Source organism: Halomonas sp. DP5N14-9 (genome assembly GCF_019802175.1).
GTDB classification, from domain to species: domain Bacteria; phylum Pseudomonadota; class Gammaproteobacteria; order Pseudomonadales; family Halomonadaceae; genus Halomonas; species Halomonas litopenaei.
The window spans coordinates 77,393-104,383 of sequence record NZ_JAHVHR010000009.1; the positions used below are offsets into that span (position 1 = coordinate 77,393).

The window sequence follows — 26,991 nt, forward strand, 5'->3', positions numbered from 1 at the left end:
GGCACACCAGTGTAGAGAAGCTGGCATCGACGCATGGTCTGAAATGGGCGTGGTAATGGGGGCTGTTCACGGCTTTGTGCAGACAGAGGCCTGGGTATTCTTCATCGTCGAACCCCTTGTCTCTTTGTTCCCTTGCTTACGGAGCGCACCGGGATGATTGATCAGCTCGAGGCCTCGCTCGCTTTTCACCAGCAGGCCCTGTCGCTTAGACAGGAACGCCAGAAGGTCCTGGCCAGCAATATCGCCAATGCCGATACCCCCGGCTACAAGGCACGCGACATGGACTTTTCCCAGGCCCTGGAAGCCGCGACCAAGGGGGCGAATCAGCCCGGTCTGGCCCTGGCGCGGACGTCCAGTCACCACCTGTCGGGTCATGGCCAGGCCATGTCGCTTGGCGGCAGCGAGCTCAAGTACCGCGTGCCGGAGCAGGCCAGCCTCGACGGCAACACCGTGGACATGGACCGCGAGCGGGCCGCCTTCACCGACAACTCGGTGCGTTACCAGGCCGCGCTGACGATCCTCAATAGTCGCATCCAGGGCCTCAAGCAGGCCATGCAGCCCGAGCAGTAAGCCCGGTCCATCTCAGTTTCCAAGCAGGGAGAGCGCCCCATGTCGATGTTTTCGATCTTCGATATCTCCGCCTCGGCGATGTCCGCCCAGGCCCAGCGCATGAACGTCACCGCCAGCAATATGGCCAACGCCGACAGCGTGGCCGGCCCCGACGGCGAGGCCTACCGCGCCCGCCAGGCGGTGTTCGAGTCCCGCGCCGCCAGCGACGGCATCGGCGGCGTCGGTGTGCGCGAGGTGGTCGAGGACCCCTCGCCGCTGCGCCAGGAGTATCGCCCCGAGCATCCGCTGGCCGATGACGCCGGCTACGTGGCGATGCCCAACGTCGACCCGGTGGGCGAGATGGTCAACATGATCTCCGCCTCCCGCTCCTATCAAGCCAACGTCGAGGTCATGAACACCAGCAAGCAGCTGATGCTCAAGACCCTGACCCTGGGCGAGGGCTGATCCCATGGCCAACACCATCGATGCAAGCGTTTACCAATCGGTCAACGCCGCCACCGCTCAGGCCAGCTCCAAGCAGGCGTCCGACGAGCTCGGCGACAACTTCATGACCATGCTGGTGACCCAGCTGCAGAACCAGGATCCGCTCAATCCCATGGACAACAGCGAGATGACCTCGCAGTTGGCCCAGATCAACACGGTTTCCGGTATCGAGTCGCTCAACGAGACCATGTCGTCGATCACCGGTCAGATCAACGCCGGCCAGGCGCTGCAGGCCACCGGGCTGATCGGCAAGGGCGTGCTGGTGCCGGGGGATCGCATCGTCATGGCCCACAACGATGAAGGCGCGCCGGTCTCCACGCCCTTTGGCGTCGAGCTGGAAAGCCCCGCCGCCGAGGTCAAGGTGACCATCACCAACGAGTCCGGCGAGGTCATCAACAGCTACAACCTGGGCCCGGCCTCCGCCGGGACCGAGTCGTTCCAGTGGGACGGCATGACAGGTGAAGGCGTGGCGGCCCCCGAAGGTGCCTATCACGTCAGCATCGAGGCCACCGGCGTCGAGGGCGAGGAGCTTGCGGTGACCGCGCTCAACTACGCCCAGGTCGGCGGGGTGTCCCCGGCGGATGACAGCGGCCAGGTGCAACTCGACCTGGGTGCCGTCTACGGGCAGGTGGCGCTGAGCGATATCCGCCAGATTCTGTAGCGAATGCAGGACGACCGTCGAGTCATCGACGCAGGGAAACGTATAAGGAGAGTGACATGGGTTTTTCACAAGCGCTGAGTGGTCTGAACGCCGCCGCCGATAGCCTGGACGTGCTGGGCAACAATATCGCCAACTCCCAGACCGTGGGCTACAAGAGCGGTAGTGCGCAGTTCGCCGACGTCTTCGCCAACTCCCAGATCGGCCTGGGTACCAAGGTCTCCACCGTGCTGCAGGACTTCAGCGGCGGCAACCTGGAGTCCACCAACCGACCGCTGGACCTGGGCATCAGCGGCGACGGCTTCTTCCGCATGGAGCAGAACGGCCAGGTGGTGTACAGCCGCAACGGCCAGTTGACCATGACCCCGGACGGCTACCTGCAGAACGCTCAGGGCGCGCGCATCATGGGTTACGGCGTCAACGCCGCCGGTGCGGTCCAGGTGGGCGGCCAGCCCGAGGTGCTGCAGATCGAGGCCGACGAGATGCCGGCCAGCGCCACCACCGAGGTGTCCACCACCTTCAACCTCGACTCACGCAAGGTTGTCGGCGAAGACCTCAACAGCGTCACCCTGGCGGGCTCCGACGGCTCCGCCAGTGTCCCGGTCGATTACCACTACTCCAACAACTTCACCGCCTACGACTCGCTGGGTAACCCGCGCAATGTCACCGTCTACTACGAGAAGACCGGCGACAACGAGTGGACCGCCACCACCGCGATGGATGGCATGGTGCTGATGGATGGTGCCACCCCGGCCGAGCCGCAGACCATGGACATGGAGTTCAACGAGAACGGCCAGCTGACGACACCGGGTAACGGCCAGTTCGCACTGACCTTTCCCAACGACCCCTTCCTGGGCGGCGCCAACGACATGGCGCTGACCTTCGATATTTCCGGCTCCACCCAGTTCGGCAACAATGCCAGCACCACCTCGCTCAACCAGAACGGTTATACCTCCGGCGCCCTGGTCGGTATCAGCATCGACAGTGACGGCACCGTGGTGCGCAGCTACTCCAACGAGCAGACCCGCCCGGCCGGCCAGATCGCCCTGGCCAGCTTCCGCAACCCCGAGGGCCTGTCACCCGCCGGTGACAACACCTGGGCCGCCACCGACGCCTCCGGCCAGGAGCTGGTCGGTGCCCCGGGTACCGGCCTGCTGGGCGGCATCCAGTCCGGCGCCATCGAGACCTCCAACGTCGACATGGCCAAGGAGCTGGTGAGCATGATCGTCACCCAGCGCGCCTACCAGGCCAATTCGCAGACCATCAAGACCCAGGACGAAGTGCTGCAGACCGCCATCAACCTGCGCTGATGACCACGCCGGCCGCTGCCTCGGGCGGCGGCCTCTCATACCTTCCAGGGGAGTCGTAGATGGATCGCATGCTCTACACCGCCATGAGCGGCGCACGCCAGACCATGGAGCAGCAGTCGGTGGTCAGCCACAACCTGGCCAACGCCTCGACCACCGGCTTTCGCGCCCAGCTTCACGCCATGCGCGCGGTGCCGGTCGAGGGCGAGGCGCGTCTCGACACCCGGGTGTCCACCGCCGCCTCGACCCCGGGAGCGGACTTTTCCCCGGGGGCCATCACCCGCACCGGTCGCACCCTGGACGTGGCCATCGACGGTGATGGCTTCTTCGCGGTGGAAAGCGATGACGGCAGCGAGGCCTACACCCGCCGCGGCGACCTGCAGGTGGACGGCAACGGCCTGTTGACCTCGGTGGGGCGCCCGGTGATCGGCGAGGGCGGACCTATCCAGGTGCCGCTGGAGGCCGAGCTGTTCCTCGGTGCCGACGGCACCATCAGTGCGATCGGCATGGGCCAGGACCCCGACGCCCTGGCCGAGATCGGCCGGCTCAAGCTGGTCGAGCCGCAGCCCGGCGAGCTGACCCGTGGCGGCGACGGTCTGTTTCGCTCCATCGGTGAGAATGGCGAGCCTGCCGCCCTGGCGGCCTCCGACCAGGTACGGGTGGTCAGCGGGGCGCTGGAGGGCAGCAACGTCAATCCGGTGGAGTCCATGGTGGCGATGATCGATGTGGCGCGGCGCTACGAGCTGCAGACCAAGATGATCAGCACCGCCGACGAGAACGCCCAGAAGGCCAACAGCCTGCTGTCGTTGAACGGCTGACCCCTTCAACCGACAGCCAGGGCCGAATTATTGAGCGGTCAGGAGAGTCTCCTGACCGAGGGAGAGAAGAACCATGATCAAGTCGCTGTGGACGGCCAAGACCGGACTCGAATCCCAGCAGGTCCAGCTGGACGTGATTTCCAACAATCTGGCCAACGTCTCGACCAACGGCTTCAAACAGTCCCGGGCGGTGTTCGAGGACCTTCTGTACCAGAACATGCGCCAGCCCGGCGCCCAGAACAACGTCCAGGACCGCCTGCCCTCGGGCATGCAGATCGGTTCCGGCGTGCGTCCGGTGGCCACCGAGCGCCTGCACACCCAGGGTGGGCTCGAGGCCACCGAGAACTCGCGTGATCTGGCGATCAACGGCAAGGGCTTCTTCCAGGTGCTGATGCCCGACGGTACCACCGCCTTCACCCGTGACGGCAGCTTCCAGCTCGACGAGAACGGCCAGATGGTCACCGCCAACGGCTATCCGCTGGAGCCGGCCATCATCATCCCCGACAACGCCCTGTCGGTGGACATCGGCGAGGATGGCGTGGTCTCGGTGACCCAGCCCGGTACCAGCGAGTCCGACGAGGTGGGCCAGATCACCATCTCCACCTTCGTCAACGCCACCGGCCTTCAGTCCATCGGCGGCAACCTGTACCTCGAGACCAGCTCGTCCGGGCCGCGCAACGAACTGATGCCGGGCATGAATGGTGCCGGCCGACTGCTGCAGGGCTATGTGGAGACCTCCAACGTCAACGTGGTGGAGGAGATGGTCAGCATGATCCAGACCCAGCGCGCCTACGAGATCAACTCCAAGGCGGTGCAGACCAGTGATGAGATGCTGGCACGCCTGGCGCAACTCTAGGGCTTGTCTGAAAAGTGCCTGCGCTCATCGACCCTTTTCGGGTAGCGCCTAGTCACGACTCTGATAATAAATTCCGCGGTGGCACTGGAGACGGCCATGCACCCTGACACGACCTCATCATCTGGCGCGCCATACGGTGGTATTCACGCCGTGCTGCGCCTGGCGACGCTGGCGCTGGCCCTGGTGCTGCTGACGCTTGCCGGCTGCGCCCAGATTCCCCACGCCTCGGTGGTGGGCGAGCAGGAGCAGATCGAGATTCCCGATCGGCCGCTGCCGGTGGCCAATGGATCGATCTTCCAGAAGGCCCGGGGCTACCAGCCGCTGTTCGAGGATCGTCGTCCGCGCAGCGTCGGCGACATCCTGACCATCGTGCTGGACGAAGAGGTCAGCGCCAGCAAGAACTCCCGCTCCAACGCCGACCGAGACGGCGGCTCCAGCCTGACCTTCTCCCAGGTGCCGGAAGGCCTGGAGGAACTGATGGACTACGGCTTCGAGATCGACGGCGATACAGATTTCGAGGGCGGCGGTGGCTCCGAGGCCAACAACTCCTTTACCGGCACCATCACCGTCTCGGTGATCGAGGTGATGAACAACGGCAACCTCAGGGTACGCGGCGAGAAGCAGATCGCGATCAACCAGGGCACCGAGTTCATCCGCTTCGGCGGGGTGGTCAATCCGCGTTTCATCACCACCCAGAACACCGTGCCGTCCACGGCGGTGGCCGATGCGCGCATCGAGTACGTGGGCAACGGCTACATCAACGAGGCGCAGCACATGGGCTGGATGCAGCGGTTCTTCCTGAACGTTTCCCCCTTCTAGGCCGAGCATGATGAGAAACCCTGTCTCCCGTCGCCCCACCCTGACCCTCGGCAGCCTGATGCTGGTGTTGCTGATCGCGCTGTCGGCCTTCTCCCACCTGGCCCGTGCCGAGAAGGTCCGCGACCTGGCCAGCTTCGCCGGGGTGCGCGACAACCAGCTGGTGGGCTACGGCCTGGTGGTGGGCCTGGACGGCTCCGGTGACCAGACCATGCAGGCGCCGTTTACCGGCCAGAGTCTCAACAACATGCTGTCCCAGCTCGGCATCACCGTGCCGCCGGGCACCAACATGCAGTTGCGCAACGTGGCGGCGGTGATGGTCACCGCCGATCTGCCGCCGTTCGCCCAGCCCGGCCAGCGCCTCGACGTGGTGGTGTCTTCCATCGGTAATGCCCGCAGCCTGCGCGGTGGCACCCTGTTGATGACGCCATTGAAGGGCGCCGACGGCGACGTCTACGCCCTGGCCCAGGGCAACCTGTTGATCAACGGTGCCGGCGCCGAGTCCGCCGGCTCCAGCGTGCAGATCAGCCACCAGGCCGCCGGGCGTATCGCCGGCGGCGCCATGGTCGAGCAGACGGTACCGCTGGCGCTGGGCAGCCGTGATGGCGTGCTGGAGCTGCAGCTCAACCAGGCCGACTTCGGTACCGCCGAGCGCGTGGTCCGTGCGATCAACGACACCTTCGACTACCCGGTGGCCTCGGCCAGAAACGGCGGGGTCATCGCCCTGAACGGGCCGACCAACGCCAACTCCCGGGTCAACTTCATGGCCCGTGTCGAGAACGTCGACGTCACCCCGATGCCGGCCCGGGCCAAGGTGGTGCTGAATTCGCGCACCGGCTCCATCGTGCTCAACGGCAGCGTGACGCTCAAGCGCGCCGCCGTGGCTCACGGCAACCTGTCCATCGTCATCGACACCGCCTTCGGCGTCAGCCAGCCGGCGCCCTTCAGCCGTGGCGGCGAGACCACGGTGGTACCGGACTCCGATATCACCATCGACGAGGGCCAGGGCACCCTGCAGGTGGTCGAAGGCGCCAATCTGCTCGACGTGGTGGACGCCCTCAACGCCCTCGGCGCGACCCCCAACGACCTGATGTCGATCCTCGAGGCGCTCAAGGCTGCGGGATCGCTCAGAGCCGAGCTGGAGATCATCTGATGGCTATCTCTGATCTTTCATCTGGGCCCATGACAGGGCTGGCTTCGGGGCCCATGACAGGGCTGGCGTCGGGGCCCACAACAGGACTCTCGGGTTCTGCCCTGTCCGGCGCCAGCCGGGCCACCGGCAGCGTCGGCCAGGCCGGCTTCGCCTTGGACATGCAGGGGCTGGCGCGACTCAAGACCAGCGCCCGCCAGCAGGACCCGGCGGCGGCGGCGGAGGCGGCGCGCCAGTTCGAGGCGATGTTCATCAACATGATGATGAAGAGCATGCGCGACGCCGTGCCGTCTTCTGGCCTGACCGACTCGAAGCAGACCCAGTTCTACCAGACGCTGCTCGACCAGCAGTGGTCCCAGACCATGGCCAGCCGCGGCATCGGCCTGGCCGACCAGCTCATGGCCCAGCTACGTGGCCCCGAGGCCAGCCAGGCCAAGGATGTCGAGGCACTGATTGCGGGCATTCCCCGTGGCACGCCGCGTCCGCTGTCCAACGCCCTGAGAGCGGACGCGCCGGCAGACAGCGAGGTCGAGGCGCCGACCAACTTCCTCGACGAGCTGGGCGCCGTCAGCCAGGGCATGACCACCGCCCAGGCCGAAGAGCGCATCAGCGGACGCGAGGCCCGCGACACCCCGGCCCACGTCCAGGCCTTCCTCGACAAGCTGGCCGCCCCGGCCCAGGCCGCCAGCCGCGCCTCCGGCGTGCCGGCGGAATTGATCCTGGCCCAGGCGGCGCTGGAGACCGGCTGGGGCCGCCACGAGATCGCCACCGCCGACGGCAACAACAGTCACAACCTGTTCGGCATCAAGGCCGGCAGCAGTTGGGACGGCCCCACCACCCGTATTACCACCCATGAGGTGGAAGACGGCCAACGCCAGCGTATTCGCGATGACTTCCGGGTCTACGGCTCCTTCGAGGAAGCCTTCACCGACTACGCCAGGCTGATCAGCAACAACGCCCGCTACGCCGAGGTCACCACCGCGCCGGACGCCGAGGCCGCGGCCCACGCGCTGCAGCGGGGCGGCTACGCCACCGACCCGGCCTACGCCGCCAAGCTGATCGCGGTGATGCACACCTTCGGCCCGATCGATGACGGCGCAGGCGCCACCCGCGTGGCGGCCGGCGAGGCTCGACCCGCGAATGTCGGCGCATCGCCTACCGGTGCCGCCGAGAAGGTGGATGCGGGTGCCACCGCGGGTGAGCGTGGCAGCGACTGGCTGGCCAGGGCGGATATAAGCGCCAACCCCACCCAGGTCTTCTAGGGCTTGTCTGAAAAGTGCCTGCGCTCGGTAATACGGCGTTAAAAATCGGATCAAAATGCTCATTTACACCCCGTAAACTGCGCTTTCTCACCGATTTTTGCCTTGTCTAACCTTCGCTCGTCGACTTTTCGGACAGCGCCTAGTCGCCCGGAAAATTAATGGTTTTTGCGGTACCGAGGCTCTCAAGCCAGCGGCCATTCGGCCGATAAACAGGCTATCGGCGAAAGGAATTCCACCATGAGCATGTTCTCCATCGGCTTGAGCGGCCTGAATGCCGCCCAGAACGCCCTGACCACCACCAGCAACAACATCAGCAACGTCTATACACCGGGCTACAACCGCGAGATCACGGTGCTGGGCGAGGGCAGCGGCGGGACCCAGGGCGTCCAGGTCAACGACATCGAGCGTCAGTTCAACCAGTACGTGGCCGACCAGCTCAATGGTGCGGTGAGCTCAAGCTCGGCGCTGGACGCCTACCAGACCCAGATCAACCAGATCGACAGCCTGCTGGCCGATCAGGACGCCGGTCTGGCACCGCTGATGCAGAACTTCTTCTCGTCGTTGGAAGACCTGGCCTCGGCCCCCTCGGACCCTGCCGCCCGTCAGGGCGTGCTGGGCGCGGCGGACACCCTGAGCGCCCAGTTCCGCGCCTTCGACAGCTACCTGCAGGACATGCAGGACGGTATCAACAGCCAGATCCGCGACGAGATCACCCAGATCAACAACCAGAGCGAGCAGCTGGCCTCGCTCAACCGCGAGATTTCCCTGGCCAAGGCCAAGACCGGCGAGGCCCCCAACGCGCTGCTCAACCAGCGTGACCAGCTGGTCACCGAGATGAGCGAGCGTATCGGGGTGGAATTGACGGTGCAGGACGGTTCCTCCTATCGGGTCAGCCTGCCCGGCGGACAGCCGCTGGTGGCCGGCACCGAGTCCTACCAGTTGAAGGCGGTGGCCTCGGCCAGCGATCCCCAGCGGGTGGTGGTGGGCTACCAGGACCCCGGCGGCGGCCTGCAGCGACTCGATGAGGACAGCCTCGAGGGCGGCTCGCTCGGCGGGCTGATCCAGTTCCGCTCCGAGACCCTGGATCGCACCCAGAACCAGATCGGCCAGCTGGCGGTGTCCATGGCGGTGGCCTTCAATAAACAGCACGCCGATGGCTACGATCTGGATGGCAATAGCGGTGGCGACATGTTCGACATCGGCGAACCGCGGGTCTTTGCCAACGACGCCAACAGCGGCGGCGCCACGGTCACCGCGAGCTTCAACATCGACAAGATCGAAGACCTCGAGGCGGCCGACTACGAGGTCAAGGTCAGCGACGCTTCGGCCTCGCCGCCGACCTTCGAGGTCACCCGCAAGGACACCGGCGAGGCGGTGGACGCGAGCTTCGACGCCACCGAGAACACCCTGACCTTTGGCGGCGTGACGCTCGGCATCGATAACCCCAGCGCCCTGGCCGACGGCGATCGCTTCGAGGTGCAGCCGGTGCGCCGCGCCGCGGGTGGCTTCGATACCGCCATCAGCGATCCCGACAAGATCGCCGCCGCCGGGGAAACCGGCGCTAGCGGCGACAACGAGAACGCCCTGGCCCTGCAGGGGCTGCAGGATGAGATGAGCGTGGGCGGCAGTGCCACCCTGAGCCAGGCCTACGCCTCGCTGGTCGGAGACGTGGGTAACCGTACCAACGTGGTGCAGGTCAATCTGGCGGCCCAGCAGGGGCTGACCGAGCAGTTGAGCGCGGTGAAGCTGTCCGAGTCCGGGGTCAACCTGGATGAGGAAGCGGCCAACCTGATCCGCTATCAGCAGTACTACCAGGCCAACGCCAAGGTCATCGACACCGCCACCTCGGTGGTCGACACCATCCTCGGACTGCGCGGCTAAGGAGAGCAGAGCATGCGTATCAGCACCGTCACCATGTACGACCAGAGCGTCAGCTCGCTCAACCGTCAGCAGTCCGAGTTTCTTCACCTGAGCCAGCAGCTCGCCAGCGGCAAGCGGGTGGTCAATCCCTCCGACGACCCCCAGGCGGCGTCCCGGGCGGTGGCGGTCAGCCAGGCCCAGGCGGTGACCCAGCAGTACACCGATGCCCGGGTCAGCGCGCGCAACGCCCTGTCCCAGGAAGAAAGCGTGCTCAACAGCGCAAGCGACGCCCTGGCCAGCGCCAAGGCGCTGGTGATCCAGGCCTCCAACGACACCCTGAGCGACGCCGACCGGCAGTCCATCGCCAGTGAACTGCGCGGCGTCTACGAGACGCTGATCGGTCAGGCCAACGCCACCGACGGCAACGGTCGCTACCTGTTCGGTGGCTACGCCGATGGCGCCGAGCCCTTCACCGACAGCGGTAACGGCATCGAGTACGTGGGCGGTGACAAGGTGCGCGAGCAGCAGGTGGACGCCTCGCGACTGATGTCGGTGGGGGATACCGGCGCCGACATCTTCACCAGCGTGCCCAGCGGTGCGGGCTACGTGGCCGAGCAGGGTGACAACAGCGGCAGTGTGACCTTCGCCGGCCCCGATGTGGTCGACAACAGCGACGCCGGCTACGGCAAGCGTTACCAGGTGGAGTTCGGTGGTACCGACGACGCTCCCACCTACAGCGTCAAGGTCGAACAAGACGATGGCTCCTGGGTCAGCGCCGGTGCGGCCCTGGAAGATCAGCCCTACGACCCCGAAGGCACCAGCGTCGAGGTGGGTGGCCTGCGCCTGGAGCTTGAAGGCGCGCCTGCGACCGGCGACAGCGTGACCTTCGGCCCCGCCGACACCATGAACACCAACGTCTTCACCACCTTCGAGAAGGTGCTGTCGGTGCTGGAAGCCCCCGCCGACACCCCCGAAAAGCAGGCGACGCTGCATAACACCATGAACGGCGCCATGCGCGAACTGGACGCCAGCCTCGACAACGTGTTGACCAAGCGGGCCTCGGTCGGCGCGCGGCTCAACGAGCTGGACGTGATCGACTCGGTCAGCGGCAACCGCGAGCTCAACTACGCCCAGACCATGTCGGACCTGGTCGACCTGGACTACAACCAGGCGATCTCCGAGTACAGCATGCGTCAGGTGGGCATGCAGGCCGCCCAGCAGGCCTTTATCGGCATTCGCGACCTGTCGCTGTTCAACTATATGTAGGGTCGATGTAGCGCTGGTATGGCGTGCAGGTAGCACGACTCGATCGTCGTCGTGTGACAGCCCCCTCAACCAAAAAGCGGCGCGTCCTTGCTGGACGTCGCCGCTTTGTCGTTCTTGGCCAGGGTGACGGCAAGTGAGATGCCCTGGATCAAGAAGTACTTGACCCGCACATCAATATGTCCATAATTCCGGACATATGGACAAAGACGATCTGCAACCGACCCTCGACACCTTCGCTGCACTGTCTCAGCCTACCCGGCTCGCTGCCTTTCGCCTGCTGGTGCGCCACGAGCCCGAAGGCCTGCCTGCCGGCGAGCTGGCCCGCCGCCTGGAGGTGCCCCACAACACCCTGTCGGCCCACCTTGGCGTGCTCAGCCGGGCGGGGCTGGTCAGCCAGCGCCGGGAAAGCCGCTCCATCGTCTATCGGGCGGACCTGGCGCACATGGTGGCCACCCTCGACTTTCTGGTGCGCGACTGCTGCGCCAGCCGGCCGGAGGTGTGCAACCCCCTGGCCGACCTGCTGGGCCCCGGTACCTGCGACGACACCAGGACCCGCTGAGCCACGGTAACCTCGATAGTGACGACAGCCACGACAGCCAAGAGCGCCTCCCGGAGCCCCCATGACGCTGATCTACCACAACCCGGCCTGCGGCACCTCGCGCAACGTGCTGGCCATGCTCGAGGCCTCCGGCGAATCGCCCGAGGTCATCGAATACCTGAAGACACCGCCCAGCCGCGAGCGGCTGGTCGAGCTGATCGAGGCCATGGGCATCACGCCGAGGGCACTGCTGCGCCAGAAGGGCACGCCCTACGATGAGCTGGGCCTCGACGATGACCGCCTCGACGACGAGGCATTGATCGACGCCATGATGGCTCACCCCATCCTGATCAACCGACCCATCGTGGTGACCGCCAGGGGAGTGGCGCTGTGTCGTCCCTCCGAGCGGGTACTGGCGCTGGTCGAGGCGCCGCTGTCGGCCATCGAGGGCGACAGCTTCACCAAGGAAGACGGCGAAACCGTCACGCTGGAGGCAAACCGCACATGACCCCCGATACCCTGCTCAAGGATCTGCCCAACATCGACCCGGAGCTGTGGCGGCCCATCGCCGTGGACGAGCTGGCCCCACCCAGCGCGCCACGCCATGCGCCTCGCATCCTGGTGCTGTACGGCTCGCTGCGCGAACGTTCCTACTCGCGGCACTTGGCCGAGGAGGCCGGGCGCTTGCTCGCGGCCTTCGGCGCCGAGGTGCGTACTTTCTCGCCTCAGGGGCTGCCGCTGCCCGATGGCGCCGAGGTCGACCACCCCAAGATCGCCGAGCTGCGCGATCTGGCGAGCTGGGCCGAGGGCATGCTGTGGGTCAGTCCCGAGCGCCACGGTGCGATGACGGCGGTGATGAAGGCCCAGATCGACTGGATTCCGCTGTCGCTCGGCGGGGTTCGCCCGACCCAGGGCAAGACCCTGGCGCTGATGCAGGTGTGTGGTGGCAGCCAGAGCTTCAATACGGTGAACCAGATGCGCCAGCTGGGACGCTGGATGCGCATGCTGACCATCCCCAATCAATCGTCGGTGCCCAAGGCCTTCAACGAGTTCAACGAGGCGGGGCGGATGCGCTTGTCCCCGCTGTATCTGCGCGTGGTCGACGTGTGCGAGGAGCTGATGAAGTTCACCTGGCTCAACCGTGGCCGTGACGGTTACCTGACCCAGCGTTACTCCGAGCGGGTCGAAAGCGCCGAGCAGGTGTCTTCGCGGGTCAATCAGGACAGTCTCTGACAGGGAGTTTTCCATGCTGGCATTCGCCATCTTCGTCGTGACCCTGGTGCTGGTGATCTGGCAGCCAAAGGGCCTCGGTATCGGTACCAGCGCCCTGGGGGGCGCCGCGGTGGCCCTGGCCGTCGGGGTGGTGCAATTGCCCGATGTGCTGGTGGTGTGGGACATCGTGTGGGACGCGACCTTCACCTTCGTCGCCCTGATCCTGATCTCCTTGATCCTCGACGAGGCCGGGTTCTTCTCCTGGGCGGCGCTGCACGTGGCGCGCTGGGGCGGTGGCAACGGACGCCGCCTGTTTCCGCTGATCGTGCTGCTGGGGGCGGTGATCGCGGCCTTCTTCGCCAATGACGGGGCCGCGCTGCTGCTGACCCCCATCGTCATGGCGATTCTGCTGCGCCTGAAGTTCTCGCCTCAGTCGTCGCTGGCCTTCATCATCGCCACCGGCTTCGTCGCCGACTCCACCAGTCTGCCGCTGATCATCTCCAACCTGGTCAATATCGTCAGCGCGAACTTCTTCGATATCTCGTTCAACCACTACGCCATGGTGATGGTGCCGGTGGACCTGGTCTCGCTGGCGGCGACCCTCTTGGTGCTGACCTGGATGTTTCGCAGCGATATACCGGAGCAGTACGACGTCGAACGCCTCGAGGCGCCGAGCCACGCCATCCGCGACCCGCTGGTGTTCCGCGCCGCCTTCCCGGTGCTGGCGACGTTGCTGGTGGCGTTCTTCGTCACCGCGCCGCTGGGCGTGCCGGTGGCGCTGGTGACCGGCAGCGCGGCGCTGGTGCTGGTCGCTCTGGCCGGTCGCTGGCACCAGGCCGGGGGCAGCACGGTGATCTCGCTGTCGCGGGTGTTCAAGGGCGCGCCCTGGCAGATCGTGCTGTTCTCGGTAGGCATGTATCTGGTGGTCTACGGGCTCGGCAACGCCTGGCTGACCGAAGACGCCAGTGCCCTGCTGACCTGGCTGGGCCAGCAGGGCACCCTGGTGGCGACGCTGGGTACCGGTGTGGCCTCGGCGCTGCTGGCCTCTATCATGAACAACATGCCCTCCACCCTGGTGGGGGCACTCGCCATCGACCAGGCCCAGGTCGGCGACCTGACCCGGGAGCTGATGATCTACGCCAACGTCATCGGCAACGACCTGGGGCCCAAGTTCACCCCCATCGGTAGCCTGGCCACCCTGCTGTGGTTGCACGTGCTGGCGGAAAAGGGCACCCACATCAGCTGGGGCCAGTACATGAAGGTCGGGCTCAAGCTGACCCCGCCGGTGCTGCTGGCCGCGCTGCTGGCGCTATGGCTGTGGCTACCGCTGGTATCGTCCTGAGGGTGCGGCGTCGGACCCGTGCCGATCCGCTTGCAGCCCTGCGCTCAATACGCCACTCACGCTAAGCTTTGCACCATCGATTCCCGGGGAGGCCTGGCCTTCCCGGTACTTTGTATCGGCCCGTCGTGTCGACCCCGACCGGGCCTTGTATCAAGGAGTCTTGCGTGCCCGTTTCTCTGAGCAGTGAACACAAGGATGCCCTGGTCGCCGGCGTGGAAGAGGCCGGTCGACTGGTGCTCGAGATCTATCAGCGCGACTTCGAGGTCGAGCACAAGGACGACAATAGCCCATTGACCGAGGCCGATCTGGCCGCCCACCACGCCCTGGTGGCGCTGCTGGGACGACTGACGCCGGAGGTGCCGGTGCTGTCCGAGGAATCCGGGGAGATTGCCACCGAGACACGTCTCGGCTGGTCGTGCTATTGGCTGGTGGACCCGCTGGATGGCACCAAGGAGTTCGTCAATCGCAACGGTGAATTCACCCTCAATGTGGCGCTGATCGAGCATGGCGTCCCGGTGCTGGGGGTGGTCCACGCGCCGGTGCTGGGGGTGACCTGGTTCGGTGATCAGGACAATGGCGCCTGGCGATCCGAGGGCGAGTCGCGCCAGCCGATCCATGCGCGTGAACTGCCGGACCCCGCAGAGGCCCCCTGGGTGGTGGTGGGTAGCCGCCGCCACGGTGCCGAGGCCTTCGAGGCTTTCTGTGCACGCTTGCCGGCCACCGAGTGCACTTCGATGGGTAGCTCGCTGAAGCTGTGCCTGGTGGCGGAGGGAAAGGCCGATCTCTACCCGCGCCTGGCGCCGACCTGTGAATGGGACACCGCCGCTGCCCAGGCGGTGGTCACCGCCGCCGGTGGACAGGTGCTGGACGCAGAGACCCTTGAGCCGCTGCGCTGCAATCGTGGTGAGTCGTTGCTCAATCCGTTCTTTGTCGTGTGTGGCCAGCGCGACGCGCGCTGGGAGCAGGCATTGGTTGCTGCCCTGGCACAGTAGCGCTTGAATTCTAGAATTTTATGCCGATCCGGGCCGTGGCTCGGATCGGCCTTTTTTGCCACATAGGGCGTTTTCTTTCTGTGGCTTCAGGTGTCCCGAGGGCTGTGGCCCTTGGCGGCGCCCTATCCCTGGCTGTCCTGGCCCCATAGGTTTCTCAATCATTTTCCTGAGTTTTTGTTTGCTTGCTGCGCGGCCGCTGGTCCGTCTGCAGGCAGGCTGTGGCGTGGCTATGCTTGAGAAGTGACGAGGAATCAGGCAATTGTCGCAAGGCGCGTTGAGAGATCGCTTGCTGCGGTAGCGGCACAAAAGTGGTAGTAATATGCCTCTTTGGTCGACATGTGCTTCGTTGGTTGAAGTATCTTTCCCGCATTCTCTCTTGCCGGTGCCGTGACGGACCAGGCATGGGAGATGCGTGCCTTGGCCCGTTGGAGACGGAAGATGAGTGCATCGGACGATATCCAGGATTTCCTGCGCAAGACCGGTTCCGATACCGCAGGCTACCAGGCGTTTGGTCGCACCAATGAGGAGGCGGGGCAGCCACGCTGGGGGCTGCTTGGCCAGCTCTCGGGCCACGACGTCGATCCTGGTGACAGGCCGTCACGCGCCGAGCCAGGTGCTCGCCCAGAGCCCTTGCAAACGGCAGCCGAGGTGGCCCCTGCGCGCAAGGGGAAGGCCTGGGCGACGCTGGAAAAGCTTCCCGCAGCCCCGGCACCTGAGCCTGCCTCTGGTCCTGCCGCCCGGCCCGCCCCCTCGGCCGTCGCTGAGCGCAGCGAACCACCCGCTGGGCGGCGGGTCGAGCACCAGGCGCCTGCCACCAACGCCTTGAGCGTGGGTGAGGCCTCGCCTCCGGGGGAGGCACGTGTGCCGCCTGCCGGGCGCTTTGGCCATCTGTTTCGCAGTGCCCCGGACAAGGCGTCGTCCGAGGCCGCTATCGGCAAGGAAACGCCGCTGAAACCTCTGCTCAAACGAATCTCTCAATGAATCTGGTTTCCCTGTCGTCGCCCAAGGGCGGCGTCGGCAAGACAACGCTGACCGCCAATCTGGCTCACGCCCTCAAGCGCCTCGGGCACCGGGTGGTGGTCATCGACTTCGACGTGCAGAACGCTCTGCGATTGCACTTCGGGCTGGGATTCGGCGAGGGGCGAGGTTTTGTCGCCCAGGCCGTGGAGATCGATGACTGGCGACGCCTGCTGGTGCCCAGTGCCAGCGGTATCGAGCTGTTGCCCTATGGCGAGGTCAGCGACGCCCAGCGCCTGGCGTTCGAGTCCTGGCTCGGCGCGCACCCCGAAGCGGTGGCCCAGCGTCTGGGGCCTCTGCTGAACGAGCCACGCTGTGTGGTGCTGGCGGATCTACCGCCTGGGCCGTCGCCGAGCCTAACCGCCATGGGCGCTGCCGATGCCATCCAGGTGGCGGTGCTGCTGGCCGACAGTGCCTCGCTGTCGGTGTTGCCGCGTATCGAAGGCGGCGACTTCATGGGGCCTGGTGTCAGACCCTACTACATCATCAATCAGGTGGATCGACGCCGCAGGCTTTCCAGCGACGTGGCCGACTTCCTGCAGGATCGTCTGGGCAGTCCGTTGCTCGGCAACGTGCATCGTGACGAGGCGATTCCCGAGGCGCTGGCCTGTGAGCAGTCGATCTTCGACTACGCGCCAGCCTCGGCGGCGGCCCACGATATCGACACCCTGGCCCGCAGCGTCAGTCGTCTGCTCCCCTCACTCCAGTCCCATGGGGTGGTCGCCCCGGCGCTATAGGATGCCCATGAACGTCTCTTCCTCTGCGTCACTGGGCGCGCGTCTGCTGGCGCTGATCCTGGGGGCGCCCCTGGCTGCTCTGCTTGTCACCACGCCGTTGACCCTGGAGCGCCAGCTGGTGTTCGCCGGTGTCGGCATGCTGGCGTTGCTGGTGCTGGCTCGCCTTCGTGGTGGCTGGGTACGCCAGGCGATGATGCTGCTGTCGGTGCTGGTTTCTACCCGCTACCTGTATTGGCGTCTGAGCGAGACGCTGGTGTTCGATACCCAGCTCGAGGCGGTGTTCGGATACGGTCTGCTGGCCGCCGAGTGCTACGCCTGGGTGATCCTGGTGCTGGGGTACTTCCAGATCGCCTGGCCGCTGGAGCGCACGATCCGGCCGATGCCGCCGGATGCGACGCGCTGGCCGACGGTGGACATCTATATCCCCACCTATAACGAGAGTCTCGAGGTGGTGCGGGACACGGTGCTGGCCGCCCAGAACATCGATTACCCGGCGGATCGCATGCGTATCTATGTGCTGGACGATGGCAAGCGACCCGAGTTCGGCGCCTTCGCCGCGGCGGTGGGCGTCGGCTACATCACCCGGGAAGACAACAGCCACGCCAAGGCGGGCAACCTCAATCACGCCATGGGGCTGACAGACGGCGAGCTGATCTGCGTATTCGACTGCGACCATGTGGCGACCCGGGCCTTTCTGCAGGCCACGGTGGGGGAGTTTGTCGCCGATGAGCGGTTGGCACTGCTGCAGACGCCTCACCACTTCTATTCCCCGGATCCGTTCGAGCGCAACCTCGTCCCCGGGGCGGACATCCCCAACGAAGGGGAGCTGTTCTATGGGCCGGTGCAGAAGGGCAACGACTACTGGAATGCGGCCTTCTTCTGCGGTTCCTGTGCACTGATGCGGCGTAGCGCGCTGGAAGAGATCGGCGGCTTCGCGGTGGAAACCGTGACCGAGGATGCCCATACCGCCCTCAAGCTGCAGCGGCGTGGCTGGAACACGGCCTTCCTGGGGGTGCGCCTGGCCGCTGGCCTGGCCACCGAGCGACTGTCTCTGCACATCGGCCAGCGGGCCCGCTGGGCCAGGGGCATGACCCAGATCTTCCGGCTGGACAATCCGTTGTGGGGGCGTGGCCTGCGCCTGCCGCAGCGGCTTTGCTACCTCAACGCCATGCTGCATTTCCAGTTCGCCATGCCTCGCCTGGTGTTCCTGACCGCACCCCTGGCTTACCTGTTGTTTGATCTGCACGTCATTGCCTCGTCGCCGCAGATGATCGCCGTCTACGCTTTGCCGCATCTGTTTCACGCGATCTACACCAACTCGCGGCTGGTGGGGCGCTTCCGCTACTCCTTCTGGGGCGAGATCTACGAAAGCGTGCTGGCCTTTCACTTGCTCAAGCCGACCCTGGTGACTCTGCTCAGCCCGCGTCGGGGCAAGTTCAATGTCACCGAGAAGGGCGGACTGCTGGAGGAGGGCTACTTCGACGGTGAGGCGGTGCGTCCCCATCTGTTCGTGCTTGGCCTGTTGGTGGCGGCGGTGGTGTGGGGGCTGGTGCGGGTCTTCTGGAATGATCTGTTCGATGTCCAGACCAGCGTCATGCTGTTCAACGTGATGTGGGCCTCCGTCAGCATTCTGGTGCTGCTGGCGGCCATCGCGGTGGCACGGGAAACGCGCCAGCTGCGGCGCTCAGTGCGGGTCGAGGCGCGTCTTCCGGTGGTGTTGCATCTGGCCAGTGGCCATGCGGTGCAGAGCTGGACCGCCAACCTGTCCATGGGGGGCGCCCTGGTGGAGGGCAAGCGCTCGGCCCTGGGCAGCGAGGTAGAGTGCCTGGAGATCACCTTCAATCGACGGGGGCTGATGTTCCCCGTGTGTTCGGTCAATGCTTCCGGTGCAGATGACTCACTGCGCTTTCGTTTTGATGAGTTGCCACTGCGCCAGCGCAGAGAACTGGTGCGGGTGGTCATGGGGCGTGCCGACGCCTGGATTCCCGAGGCACCGCATCCCCAGGACCGGCCATTGGCGTCACTGTGGCATGTGGTGCGCTCGGTGGTGGGACTGTTCTTCCACCAGTGGCAGCAGAAGGGGCTGCACTTCCGTAGCCCGGTGCGGGGGCTGACCCAGGGGCGCTTTAGCCGAGGTTGGCTGGCGCCGGTGATGCTGGTGGCCACCATCGTGCTCGGGGTATTGATGGTCTCGCACCGGGTCTGGGCCCAGGCTCCGGCGCCGACGAACGGTGTGACGCACGAGGCCGGCGGTTTTGGTGACGTGCCGGGTGACACCTCGGTATCGGGCGAGACGTTGCCTCCGCTGCGTTTCGGCGAAGACGGCCGGCTGGATCTGGACAGCGTCAGCCAGCCGCTGCAACCGACCCGGCGCGAGCTGTCGATCCCGCTGCTGGCCTCCGATGAGACCTTGCGACTGACCCCGAACACCCGGCTTTCGGGCACTGCATTCTCGCTGCGCGATGATGAGGTGGCGGTGGCTGCGTCGCTGTCGCTGTCGTTGTCACACAGTGACCTGCCGGCCGACAGCCAACTCGGGGTGCTGCTCAACGGCGAGACGCTTCAGACCATCGACCTTGACCAGTTCAACGCCGGCGGCATGACCCAGCGCCTGGATATCCCTTCGGCCCTGATCCTGCCCTTCAATCGCCTGGAGTTTCGCCTGCTGGGGCAGGCGACCCAGCAGTGCCACGGTGATGACCAGGCCGTCGGCAGGGTGGAGATCGCCCCCGAATCCAGGCTGGCCTTGACCCTGCAGCGGCTGCCGACCCCCGACGAGCTGGCCCGCCTGCCGAGGCCCTTTATCGATGCCGCGACGGCGGATGTCAGTCGGGTGGCGATGGTGATGGCCCGCGATGCGTCTGAGGCCCAGTTGCGCGGGGCGGCCATCATTGCCTCGCACTTCGGACGCTACGCCGAGGCCGGGCAGCTACAGGTCGATGCACTTTACGATCGCCTGCCGCTGGACAACGCGGTGGTGATCGGGCGCTCGGGGCAACGTCTGGCGGGATTGACCCTGCCGCAGGTCGAGGGGCCGACCCTGTTGATGCGTCCCAATCCGCGCAACCCGCTGTTCAAGCTGCTGCTGGTGGTGGGCAACAGTGACGTCGAGGTGGCCCGGGCCGCACGCGGCCTGGCGCTGTCGGGACTCGGGGAGAGTCTCGATAGCGCAGCGCCGGTGACGTTGAGCGGCGAACGGCTGCGCCTGGATGACGAACGACTGAGCCCGCCAGCCCCTCGCGAGCCCTATGACGCGCCGCGCTGGGTCGATGTCGAAACCCCGGCCAGCCTGGCCTCATTGGGCGAACCCGAGGGCTTCGTGGCACGCGGGCTGTCCGCCCGGGAGCACGCCCTGAGCCTGAGGGTGCCGCCGGATCTGTTTCTGTGGCCCGGTCAGAACTATCGACTGAGGGTCGACTATCGTTTTCCCGACGAGCCCTGGCTCGATCCCATCGCCTCGAGCCTCGATGTCAGCCTCAACGGCGAATATCTCGCGGCCTTGCCGGTGGAGTCGGGCAAGGCGCTGGAGCGGCTGTGGCAACGCCTGGTCGGCGCCGGCCGGGAGCAGAGCGCCGAGGTCCTGCTGCCCAGGGATCTGCTCTACGGCAACAATCGCCTGCAGTTCTACTTTCACCTGGTGGTGGCAGACGGGGTCGACTGCGCGCCCGGGCTGGGTGAGGACGCCATCAGCCGAATCCTGCCCACCACCACGCTGGACCTGCGGCGGGCAGAGCACTTCAGCGTCATGCCGTCGCTGTCGTCCTTCGTCAGCGCGGGGTTTCCGTTCTCGCGTCAGGCGGATCTTGGCGCCAGCGTGGCGCTGGTGCCCGAGGCCCCCGACGAGAGCGAGTTATCGGCGCTGTTGACCAGCGTGGGCCGTATCGCCGGCGCTACTGGCTATCCCGCCCTTGGCATCGAGGTGCGTCGAGGGCTTTCCCTCACCGGCGATCTGGTCGACAAGGATCTGCTGGTGGTCGCCGACCTCGACAGTCTGGCGCAGACGTCGCTGTTCGACGCCGGCGTTTACCGGGCCGACGAAGGGCGTCTGGCGGTGGCCGAGGTGCCCTGGATGGAGCGCTGGCGCTACTGGCTGTTGGGTGACTGGCGGCCGCTGTGGCGTGAGGTCGCCCAGGCGCTGCAGGACAGCGAGGTGTCCCAGGGGCTGGTCAGCCTGCCGTCACCCTTGAACCGTTCGCGCTTCGTGGTCGCGGCGGTCGCCGACGACGCCGAGGCGCTGCCGTCGCTGGTGGCGCGACTGGGCGACGATGAGGTAAGCCGCTCGGTGTATGGCGATCTGGCGCTGATCCCCGCCGAGGGCAGTGCCGAGAGCTTTCGCGCAGGGCCGCGTCAGGGCGTCGGCGAGATGCCCTGGCACATGAGGTTGCGCTGGATGCTGGGCCAGAACCTGGTGGCCATGGCGGTTCTGCTGCTGGTGGTGGTGACACTGCTGGGGCTGGTCTGCCACCGGGGACTGGCTCGCCGTGCTGCACGGCGCCTGCAGGGGGGCCAGGCCGAAGGCTCAAGCGGCCAGGCCGACGATCCTGAAGCCCAGGCCGACGCTCCTGGAGGCCGCGTCGACATCCCGGTGGCCGACGGCAAGGGACAGAGTGACAACACCAGGGGAGCGCCACGCCGATGAAACACTTGCGTTTGTTCAAGGTTCGCAGCGCCGGTGCGGCAGGACTGCTGTCGTGCTCCCTGCTGTCATTGACGCTGTCTTCCCTTCCGGTGCTGGCGCAGGACCAGAGTCCGGCCCCGGCCCAGGGGACCGATCAGGCCCTGGCGCCGCTGTTCGAGCAGGCTCGCTTCTGGCGGGATCGGCAGCGCGCCGATCTGGCCGAACAGTCCCTCGAGCGGGTGCTCGATGCCGACCCGGGCAACCGGCGTGCCCTGTACCTGCTGGCGGAATATGCGCTGACCGATGGCGATATGGAGAAGGCCAGCCGCTGGCAGGCACGGTTGGCCGAGGTGGCCCCGGAGGATGACCGGGTCGAGGCGCTGGCGCAGGAACAGAAGCTGCGGCGTGCCGACGGCCAGCGGCTGGCCGAGGCCCGCTCCCAGGCGGCGGCGGGCGACTACGCCGAGGCCATGGCCAGCTATCGGGCGGTGCTCGAGGGCGACGCGGTTCCGCCGAGGCTGGCGCCTGAGGTCTACCTGACCCTGGCCGGCACCGACAATGGCTGGAGCGAGGCTCGCGACCGCCTGGCGGCGATGGCGCGTGAACATCCCGACGAGCCGGCGTTGGCCACCGCGCTGGGCCAGGTGCTGAGCTATCGTGAAGCCACGCGTCGCCAGGGTATCGAGCGCCTGGCCGAGCGCGCTGCGACCGGCGATGCGGCCGCCGATCGCGCCTGGCGTCAGGCGCTGGAGTGGCTCGAGGCGACCCCCGCAGACGAGCACCTGTATGCCGCCTATCAGCAGGCGCATCCTGAGGATAGCCAGATCGCCGAGCTGTTCGCCGACAAGATGACCCTGCCGCCGGAACGTGAGGCGGCCCAGGCCAGGGCTCAGGGGTACGACAGCCTGGAGCAGCAGCGGCTGGACCAGGCCGAGGCGCAGTTCCAGCAGGTGCTCGAGCAGACCCCGGACGACGCCGATGCCCAGGGCGGGCTGGGGCTGACCCTGCTGCGTCAGCAACGTTTCGCCGAGGCGCGAGACGCGCTGGAGCAGGCGATCCGGCTGGCACCCGAGCGACGCGACCAATGGCAGGCCGCCTACGAAAGCGCGGCCTTCTATGCTCGACTGGGGGAGGCGCGGGCCCAGGCCAGGGCGGGACGACTGGATCGTGCGCTCGAACTGGTGACGCCGCTGACCCGTGGTGGCGGCGACGGGGCGCGGGCGGCGACCTTGCTGCAGGCCGATCTGCTCAAGCGCCAGGGACGTCTCGATCAGGCCGAACAACGTTATCTCAGCCTGGGCAATGACACCTCGGCACGGCTCGGTCTGGTCGACGTCTATCGACGCCAGCAGCGCTGGTCCGAGGCCGAGGCGCTGGCCGCCAGTCTGCCGGCCAGCGCTCGTGCCCAGCTTGGCGACCTGGGCGCCGCCCGGGCCCAGGCGCTGCGGCAGCAGGCCGCCGGTCAGAGCGCCAGCGAGGCGGAAGCGACCCTTCGCGAAGCGTTGGCGCTGGCACCCGCGGATCCCTGGGTACGTCTGGATCTGGCCCGGCTGCTGGACCGCCAGGGGCGCGTCGAAGAGGCTGGCCACCTGGTTCGCCCGCTCAACCTGAGCGAGGCCAGCGCGCCCCAGCTTCAGGCCGCGGCGCTGTATGCCAGTGAACAGGGCGACTGGGACCAGACCCGACGGTATCTGGCGGCGATCCCGCTGGCACTGCGCGACGAGGACATCCAGCGACTGGCCGATCAGGCCGAGGCTCAGTCGGCGTTGGCGGCCGCCGAAGCGGCCTGGAACCGGGGGGATCGCGCCTCGGCGCTGGAGCGTCTCGATGAGGTACTGACCAGCACCAGCGATCCGGGAGTCCGCGCCCAGGTGGCCCAGCGCTATCAGCATATGGGCCTGACCAGCCGGGCCCTCGAGCTGGTCGAGGCTGATACCGCCGGCGAGCTGGACGCGCCGGTGGAAGCCTACATAGGCTACGTGGCGGTGCTGGCGAGCGCCGGCCGCGACCGCCAGGCCAAGGCGCTGGTGCAGCGACTCGAGGCGCGCGACGACTTTGGCCTGGCGGCGCGTGCGGCGCTGGACGAAGCGATGATCGGCGCCCGGGTCGCCCAGGCGGACCGGCTGCGCCAGCAGGGCCAGCTGGCCAGCGCCTATGATGTGCTGGCCAGCGCCCTGCGCGAGCGCCCCGAGGATCAGGCGCTACTGCTGGCGATGGCGCGGCTGTATCAGGACGGGGGGCGCCAGCGTCAGGCGGGGCAGCTCTACGACTACACGCTGAGCCGTTTTCCCGAGAGCGATGACGCCCGCCTGGGGGCCGCGGATGCGGCCCTGGCCCAGGGCGATAGCGTGCGAGCGTCGCGGCTTTTGGTGGCGCCGCCGGCCAACGCTCAGGATCGACCTCGCTGGCTGCTGTCGCGGGCGGGGCTGGCCCGGGCCCAGGGACAGGACCGCCAGGCCCTGGCGCTATTGCGTGAGGCGCGCAGCGAGCTGCGCGCCGATCCGCAGCAGTCGCTGGCGCTGGCCTCGACCATCGGCGACAACCCCTTCGAGAACGCCAGTGGTGGCGCTGGTGGCGGACGACCCGCCTGGCTGCCTGGTGGCTCGTTGTCCGCGGGCGCTGGCTCAGGGACGGGATCAGGAGCTGGGGCCTCGGCCGATGGGGTAGCTCCCCAGGCCTCGCCGCTGATCGATGAGGTCGAGCGGATGATGGCCGAGGTGCGCCGCGCGGTATCGCCCAAGGCACAGGGCGGGCTTGCCCTGGTGGTGCGCAGTGGCGAGGAAGGCCTGAGTCAGTTCGATCGGGTGGAAACGCCCACCACCTTCACCTCCGGCGATTTTTCATCGGTCTTTGGTCGCTCCCGCGCTGAGCTGACGCTGACCCCGGCCTACGGTTCCGCCGGTACTCCCTCCGGCGACGCCGAGCGCCGCTTCGGCCGCATGGCGATCGTCGAGGCCATCGGTGAGCTGGCAAGCGATGACGATGTCAGCGCCGCGGTCACCGGCGACTACCTGTCCCGGCTGGGGCAGGTGGGGGGCGACGGCCTGGACGTGTCGGCGGATTCCCAGAGCGACGCCGGGGTGGGGCTGTCGCTGGGCTTTCGCAGCGATCTGCTGGACGTGGACGTCGGCACCACTCCGCTGGGCTTCGACCAGTCCCAACTGGTCGGGGGCCTGCGCCTGCACCCGAAGGTAGGCGATTCCGGGGAGTTCACCCTGACCGCGGAACGCCGCGCGGTGAAGGATAGCCTGTTGTCCTACGCCGGCACCCGTGATCCGGTCAGCGGCGAGCACTGGGGCGGCGTGGTCAAGACCGGGGGGGCGCTGGGTTACAGCTTCGACAATGTCGACAGCGGTGCCTACGTCAGCCTGGGCGGCTATCGCTACACCGGTGACAACGTGGCCGACAACGACTCGCTGGAGGCGGGCATGGGGGCTTACCTGAGGCCGATCAACGAGCGTGACCGCGAGCTCAAGGCCGGGGTGCACGTCAACTACCTCGACTTCGATCGCAACCTGAGTCGCTACTCGTTCGGGCACGGGGGCTACTTCAGCCCGCAGGACCATATCAGCGTGGCCTTCCCGGTCAGCTTCAGCGAGCAGCGTGGGCGTTGGTCCTATTCCGCCAGGGTGTCGCCGGGCTTCCAGAGCTACTCCGAGGCGGCGGAGGACTTCTTCCCCACCGATGGCGAATCCCAGGCGTTGCTCGATGACCTGGCCGATGCCGACGCGGCGGTGGAGTCGCGCTACAGCGCCTCCAGCGAAAGCGGCTTTGGCCTGACCCTGGGAGGCGACGCCTCCTACCAGCTGACCAATGACATGAAGGTGGGCGGCCGCCTGGGCTACGACACCTTCGGCGACTACGACGAGACCTCGGCATGGCTGTACCTGGACTACACCCTTGGGGGAGCAGATGAGTGACCTTGACGCGGCCCGGCGCCGTTCGCTTGCGTACTTCGACAGCACCCACTGTGCGTCACAGTGGAACGATGTGCTGCGCTTCCTGCTGGAAGAGCTGTATGTCTCCGGCGGCGAGCAGGATGCAGGCGCTTTTCTGCGCCATATCGGGGCCAGAATGGCCAGTGAACTGACGCTGCCCGACCAGCAGACCCTGGAGGGGCTCGAGCGCACTCTCAACGAGCTTTGGCGTGCGCGCGATTGGGGCTGGGTGTCATTGACCGCCGGGGAAACTCGGCTGACCATCGAGCATGGTGCCTACCCCGTTGCCGGTCACAGCGAGGCAGAGCGAGCCCGCGGCGCCCGTGCCGCCAGTGCGCTGCTGGCCGGGGCCTATGGTGTATGGCTGGAACGCCAGGGGGGCGATAGCTCGGTGCCCCTTCGGGTGGTGACGGCAGAGGCGGGAAAACCTCTGGAGTTCGTCTATGCAAGGGAAGAAGTTGCCGGCCACTGATGCCGGCCTGTGCTGGCGCCGATTGATGGCGATGTTGCTGGTCGCCGTGACCTCCTTGACCTTTGCCCTCGCGGCGCCGGCCGACGAGAGCTGGGAGCGTTACAAGAGCCGCTTCATGAGCGCCGACGGTCGCATTCTCGACAGCGGCAACGGCGACGTTAGCCACTCGGAGGGGCAGGGCTTCGGCATGCTGCTGGCGGAGGCCCAGGGGGATCGCGAGGCCTTCGATCGGCTGTGGCAGTGGACCCGACTGCATCTGGCGCGGACCGATGTGGCGCTGTTTTCCTGGCGCTACGACCCCACCAACGTGCCACCGGTGGCGGACCCCAACAATGCCAGTGATGGCGACATCCTGATCGCCTGGGCGCTGCAGCGCGCCGCCAGCCGTTGGCAGGAATCCCGCTACGCCCAGGCGGCCGCCATGATCCGCGAGGCCATCGCCGAGTATCTGGTGGTGCAGCGCGGCGGCTACCGGGTGCTGCTGCCGGGGGTGCAGGGGTTTCGTGGCGAGGATTACGTCGACCTCAACCTGTCCTACTGGGTGATGCCGGCGTTGCTCGAGTTTGCGCAGGCGGAGCCGGATGCGGGCTGGGAAACGCTGGTGGAAGACGGCTTGAGCTTGCTCGAGCAAGGCCGCTTCGGTCGCTATCGGTTGCCCACCGACTGGCTGCGGCTTGACGCCGACGGCAGCCTGGCTCCGGCGCCGGGCTGGCCGCCCCGCTTCGGCTTTGATGCGGTGCGTATCCCGCTCTACCTGGCCTGGGCAGACCAGCTCGATCGTCCCGGTGTCTCGCCGATCCTGGCCTTGTGGAACGATCCCGCTCGCCAGCCACCGCCGGCCTGGATCGACGTCTACAGCGAGGCCCGGGCGGAGTACGCCGCCTCCCGCGGGGTGCTGGCGATTCGCGCGCTGGCCGGTCGCGACCGCCGGGCGATGCCTGCGGGCCTGGCACCCGGCGACGACTACTATTCGGCCTCGCTGCTGCTGCTGGCGCGACTGGCCCAGCGCGAGTCTGCCCCTGCACCGGACTAGTCTGAATAGTCGGGCCTACGCCTTGTGCGCCAGGCGGTCCCGGAAG

22 protein-coding genes are annotated in these 26,991 nt (G+C 66.8%); all 22 read left to right on the forward strand.

The window, feature by feature from the left end:
* Positions 1-153 precede the first annotated feature (153 nt).
* The 22 genes from flgB to KUW00_RS07205 all read left to right on the forward strand — a co-directional run bounded on the left by flgB (position 154) and on the right by KUW00_RS07205 (position 26,945).
* Positions 154-570 carry a flagellar basal body rod protein FlgB gene (gene flgB, locus KUW00_RS07100; RefSeq protein WP_108132049.1) on the forward strand — a complete coding sequence of 139 codons (417 nt, stop codon included), beginning with the start codon at positions 154-156 and terminating at the stop codon, positions 568-570.
* A gap of 39 nt (positions 571-609) precedes the next feature.
* Positions 610-1,014, forward strand: a complete 405-nt coding sequence (flgC, locus tag KUW00_RS07105) for a flagellar basal body rod protein FlgC (RefSeq protein WP_045992584.1) — start codon at positions 610-612, stop codon at positions 1,012-1,014.
* A 4-nt stretch (positions 1,015-1,018) separates the two neighbouring features.
* Positions 1,019-1,714, forward strand: coding sequence for a flagellar hook assembly protein FlgD (flgD, locus tag KUW00_RS07110; RefSeq protein ID WP_045992585.1), 696 nt, complete (start codon positions 1,019-1,021; stop codon positions 1,712-1,714).
* A 56-nt stretch (positions 1,715-1,770) separates the two neighbouring features.
* Positions 1,771-3,021 carry a flagellar hook protein FlgE gene (flgE, locus tag KUW00_RS07115; protein ID WP_222568668.1) on the forward strand — a complete coding sequence of 417 codons (1,251 nt, stop codon included), beginning with the start codon at positions 1,771-1,773 and terminating at the stop codon, positions 3,019-3,021.
* A gap of 59 nt (positions 3,022-3,080) precedes the next feature.
* Positions 3,081-3,836 carry a flagellar basal-body rod protein FlgF gene (gene flgF / locus KUW00_RS07120; RefSeq protein ID WP_045992587.1) on the forward strand — a complete coding sequence of 252 codons (756 nt, stop codon included), beginning with the start codon at positions 3,081-3,083 and terminating at the stop codon, positions 3,834-3,836.
* Between the two features lie 73 nt (positions 3,837-3,909).
* Positions 3,910-4,692: a flagellar basal-body rod protein FlgG gene (gene flgG / locus KUW00_RS07125; protein ID WP_045992588.1), complete on the forward strand. Its 783-nt coding sequence runs from the start codon at positions 3,910-3,912 to the stop codon at positions 4,690-4,692.
* 96 nt (positions 4,693-4,788) lie between these two features.
* Positions 4,789-5,511 carry a flagellar basal body L-ring protein FlgH gene (locus KUW00_RS07130; RefSeq protein ID WP_108132052.1) on the forward strand — a complete coding sequence of 241 codons (723 nt, stop codon included), beginning with the start codon at positions 4,789-4,791 and terminating at the stop codon, positions 5,509-5,511.
* A gap of 58 nt (positions 5,512-5,569) precedes the next feature.
* Complete coding sequence (locus tag KUW00_RS07135) at positions 5,570-6,661, forward strand: flagellar basal body P-ring protein FlgI (RefSeq protein WP_274601887.1); 1,092 nt, start codon at positions 5,570-5,572, stop codon at positions 6,659-6,661.
* Positions 6,662-6,819: 158 nt separating this feature from the next.
* On the forward strand, positions 6,820-7,920 hold the full coding sequence (flgJ, locus tag KUW00_RS07140) for a flagellar assembly peptidoglycan hydrolase FlgJ (RefSeq protein ID WP_239452540.1): 1,101 nt from the start codon (positions 6,820-6,822) through the stop codon (positions 7,918-7,920).
* 237 nt (positions 7,921-8,157) lie between these two features.
* Complete coding sequence (gene flgK, locus KUW00_RS07145; protein WP_222568669.1) at positions 8,158-9,801, forward strand: flagellar hook-associated protein FlgK; 1,644 nt, start codon at positions 8,158-8,160, stop codon at positions 9,799-9,801.
* A 12-nt stretch (positions 9,802-9,813) separates the two neighbouring features.
* Entirely contained in the window at positions 9,814-11,046 is a 1,233-nt protein-coding gene (gene flgL / locus KUW00_RS07150; protein ID WP_222516315.1) for a flagellar hook-associated protein FlgL, read from the forward strand.
* A gap of 196 nt (positions 11,047-11,242) precedes the next feature.
* Positions 11,243-11,605, forward strand: coding sequence for an ArsR/SmtB family transcription factor (locus KUW00_RS07155; RefSeq protein ID WP_222568670.1), 363 nt, complete (start codon positions 11,243-11,245; stop codon positions 11,603-11,605).
* Positions 11,606-11,666: 61 nt separating this feature from the next.
* Positions 11,667-12,092 (forward strand): arsenate reductase (glutaredoxin), encoded by a 426-nt coding sequence (gene arsC / locus KUW00_RS07160; protein WP_222568671.1) that lies wholly within the window; start codon positions 11,667-11,669, stop codon positions 12,090-12,092.
* A complete protein-coding gene (gene arsH / locus KUW00_RS07165) occupies positions 12,089-12,817 on the forward strand; it encodes an arsenical resistance protein ArsH (RefSeq protein WP_222568672.1) in 729 nt (242 codons plus the stop codon). The genes arsC and arsH overlap by 4 nt, the downstream gene beginning before the upstream one ends.
* A gap of 13 nt (positions 12,818-12,830) precedes the next feature.
* Positions 12,831-14,138, forward strand: a complete 1,308-nt coding sequence (locus tag KUW00_RS07170; protein ID WP_108132060.1) for an arsenic transporter — start codon at positions 12,831-12,833, stop codon at positions 14,136-14,138.
* A 164-nt stretch (positions 14,139-14,302) separates the two neighbouring features.
* Positions 14,303-15,130: a 3'(2'),5'-bisphosphate nucleotidase CysQ gene (gene cysQ, locus KUW00_RS07175; RefSeq protein ID WP_287163878.1), complete on the forward strand. Its 828-nt coding sequence runs from the start codon at positions 14,303-14,305 to the stop codon at positions 15,128-15,130.
* A gap of 438 nt (positions 15,131-15,568) precedes the next feature.
* The gene (locus KUW00_RS07180; RefSeq protein WP_222568673.1) at positions 15,569-16,111 is read left to right on the forward strand and encodes a hypothetical protein; all 543 of its coding nucleotides are present in this window, start codon (positions 15,569-15,571) and stop codon (positions 16,109-16,111) included.
* Positions 16,108-16,884, forward strand: coding sequence for a cellulose biosynthesis protein BcsQ (gene bcsQ, locus KUW00_RS07185; protein WP_222568674.1), 777 nt, complete (start codon positions 16,108-16,110; stop codon positions 16,882-16,884). The genes KUW00_RS07180 and bcsQ overlap by 4 nt, the downstream gene beginning before the upstream one ends.
* Before the next feature lie 7 nt (positions 16,885-16,891).
* A complete protein-coding gene (gene bcsA / locus KUW00_RS07190; RefSeq protein WP_222568675.1) occupies positions 16,892-21,523 on the forward strand; it encodes a UDP-forming cellulose synthase catalytic subunit in 4,632 nt (1,543 codons plus the stop codon).
* Positions 21,520-25,422: a cellulose biosynthesis protein BcsC gene (locus KUW00_RS07195; protein WP_222568676.1), complete on the forward strand. Its 3,903-nt coding sequence runs from the start codon at positions 21,520-21,522 to the stop codon at positions 25,420-25,422. Before bcsA ends, KUW00_RS07195 begins: the two co-directional genes overlap by 4 nt.
* A complete protein-coding gene (gene bcsD / locus KUW00_RS07200; protein WP_108132064.1) occupies positions 25,415-25,912 on the forward strand; it encodes a cellulose biosynthesis protein BcsD in 498 nt (165 codons plus the stop codon). The genes KUW00_RS07195 and bcsD overlap by 8 nt, the downstream gene beginning before the upstream one ends.
* Entirely contained in the window at positions 25,884-26,945 is a 1,062-nt protein-coding gene (locus KUW00_RS07205) for a glycosyl hydrolase family 8 (protein ID WP_222568677.1), read from the forward strand. Before bcsD ends, KUW00_RS07205 begins: the two co-directional genes overlap by 29 nt.
* Positions 26,946-26,991: the final 46 nt, after the last annotated feature.

Coding starts and splice junctions, on each gene's coding strand:
- flgB (WP_108132049.1), top strand. CDS start 154: ATGATTGATCAGCTCGAGGCCTCGCTCGCTTTTCACCAGCAGGCCCTG.
- flgC (WP_045992584.1), top strand. CDS start 610: ATGTCGATGTTTTCGATCTTCGATATCTCCGCCTCGGCGATGTCCGCC.
- flgD (WP_045992585.1), top strand. CDS start 1,019: ATGGCCAACACCATCGATGCAAGCGTTTACCAATCGGTCAACGCCGCC.
- flgE (WP_222568668.1), top strand. CDS start 1,771: ATGGGTTTTTCACAAGCGCTGAGTGGTCTGAACGCCGCCGCCGATAGC.
- flgF (WP_045992587.1), top strand. CDS start 3,081: ATGGATCGCATGCTCTACACCGCCATGAGCGGCGCACGCCAGACCATG.
- flgG (WP_045992588.1), top strand. CDS start 3,910: ATGATCAAGTCGCTGTGGACGGCCAAGACCGGACTCGAATCCCAGCAG.
- KUW00_RS07130 (WP_108132052.1), top strand. CDS start 4,789: ATGCACCCTGACACGACCTCATCATCTGGCGCGCCATACGGTGGTATT.
- KUW00_RS07135 (WP_274601887.1), top strand. CDS start 5,570: ATGCTGGTGTTGCTGATCGCGCTGTCGGCCTTCTCCCACCTGGCCCGT.
- flgJ (WP_239452540.1), top strand. CDS start 6,820: ATGCAGGGGCTGGCGCGACTCAAGACCAGCGCCCGCCAGCAGGACCCG.
- flgK (WP_222568669.1), top strand. CDS start 8,158: ATGAGCATGTTCTCCATCGGCTTGAGCGGCCTGAATGCCGCCCAGAAC.
- flgL (WP_222516315.1), top strand. CDS start 9,814: ATGCGTATCAGCACCGTCACCATGTACGACCAGAGCGTCAGCTCGCTC.
- KUW00_RS07155 (WP_222568670.1), top strand. CDS start 11,243: ATGGACAAAGACGATCTGCAACCGACCCTCGACACCTTCGCTGCACTG.
- arsC (WP_222568671.1), top strand. CDS start 11,667: ATGACGCTGATCTACCACAACCCGGCCTGCGGCACCTCGCGCAACGTG.
- arsH (WP_222568672.1), top strand. CDS start 12,089: ATGACCCCCGATACCCTGCTCAAGGATCTGCCCAACATCGACCCGGAG.
- KUW00_RS07170 (WP_108132060.1), top strand. CDS start 12,831: ATGCTGGCATTCGCCATCTTCGTCGTGACCCTGGTGCTGGTGATCTGG.
- KUW00_RS07180 (WP_222568673.1), top strand. CDS start 15,569: ATGAGTGCATCGGACGATATCCAGGATTTCCTGCGCAAGACCGGTTCC.
- bcsQ (WP_222568674.1), top strand. CDS start 16,108: ATGAATCTGGTTTCCCTGTCGTCGCCCAAGGGCGGCGTCGGCAAGACA.
- bcsA (WP_222568675.1), top strand. CDS start 16,892: ATGAACGTCTCTTCCTCTGCGTCACTGGGCGCGCGTCTGCTGGCGCTG.
- KUW00_RS07195 (WP_222568676.1), top strand. CDS start 21,520: ATGAAACACTTGCGTTTGTTCAAGGTTCGCAGCGCCGGTGCGGCAGGA.
- bcsD (WP_108132064.1), top strand. CDS start 25,415: ATGAGTGACCTTGACGCGGCCCGGCGCCGTTCGCTTGCGTACTTCGAC.
- KUW00_RS07205 (WP_222568677.1), top strand. CDS start 25,884: ATGCAAGGGAAGAAGTTGCCGGCCACTGATGCCGGCCTGTGCTGGCGC.